Origin of the sequence: Microcystis sp. M49636_WE2 (assembly GCF_030065375.1) — a bacterium.
Taxonomy (GTDB): Bacteria; Cyanobacteriota; Cyanobacteriia; order Cyanobacteriales; family Microcystaceae; genus Microcystis; species Microcystis aeruginosa_C.
This window is the reverse complement of record NZ_JASJFG010001091.1, coordinates 1-1217: the sequence shown is the minus strand read 5'-3', so window position 1 is coordinate 1217 and position 1217 is coordinate 1. Positions and strand designations below refer to the sequence as shown.

The following is a 1217-nucleotide window of genomic DNA, read 5'->3' as shown; positions in this document are numbered from 1 at the left end:
TTATGGGTTGATTTGGCGAAGAAAAACGCCGATCGAGTTAATTAACGGCTTGGCGATCGGTTTATTTTTCACTTTCTCGCTTTTTCTGTCCCAAGCGTTCCTAGGTTGGTTAAATTTCTTACCGGCAAATCCCCAAATCAGCAAAATCATCCTAGAGGGGTTTTTAGTCGCTTTAGCGGTGGGTTTTGCCGAAGAATTACTATTTCGCGGCTGGTTACTGGGAGAATTAGAAAAGGATTATCGTCCCGCTATCGCTCTGGTGATTAGTGCCTTAATTTTCGCTCTTGCTCACTTTATTAAACCTTTAGCCGAAATTATCCGCACTTTTCCCCAATTTCCTGCCTTAGTCTTGCTAGGATTGGTTCTAGGTTGGGCAAAACGCGCCTGTGGTGGTAGTTTGGGTAAAAGTATCGGTCTGCACGCAGGTTTAGTCTGGGCATACTATATATTAAATGTGGGTCAGTTAATTAAATACACTGGTACTGTTCCCGATTGGTTAACTGGAATCGATAAAAATCCTTTAGCGGGAGTGATGGGTTTACTTTTCCTGACAATTCTCGCTATCTGGACCAGAAAAAAGCAGTTTTGAGTGAACGATAAGCGATTAAATCAATTACTATAAAGGGGAAATTGCCCATCATAGCTATACCCCATGAATCGATTATTATCTTTTCTAGAATATCGCCCGCGTTTGCGTAATATCCTATCTTTTTGTTTCTCTCTTATCGTCATGCTGTTGATCGGTGTAGGCAAAGTCACAGCACAAGACTTAAATAATTCTACTGTGGATTTAGTTGCTAATCTCTGGATGTTAATAGCCGGCTCGTTAGTATTCTTTATGAATGCGGGTTTTGCCCTGCTGGAAACGGGTTTTTGTCGTACTAATAACGCCACTAATGTCTTAGCTAAAAACCTAATTGTCTTCTGTGTTGCTGCCTTAGCTTATTGGATGTTTGGTTTCGGTTTAATGTTTGGTAATACATCCGCACTAAAAAATAGTTTCTCTGGTGGTACAGGATTTTTCTTGGAAATTTTAACCTCCAATAATCAATACAGTCAATTCCAAGAAGTGTGGACAGGTCGTTCAATTGCCACTTTATTTTTCTTTCAATTAACTTTTGCGGGAACTGCGGCGACCATTGTATCGGGAGCAGTGGCAGAAAGGGTTAAATTTTGGGCATTTTTGCTATTTAGTTTCTTTTTAGTTGCTTTTTCTT

At 40.1% G+C, this 1217-nt stretch carries 2 pseudogenes; both read left to right on the top strand.

Annotation, left to right across the window (positions count from 1 at the left end):
• Window positions 1-600 (top strand): annotated as a pseudogene (locus PX484_RS25300) (CPBP family intramembrane glutamic endopeptidase); the annotation flags it as partial.
• 52 nt (window positions 601-652) lie between these two features.
• Window positions 653-1217: pseudogene (locus PX484_RS25295) on the top strand (ammonium permease); the annotation flags it as partial.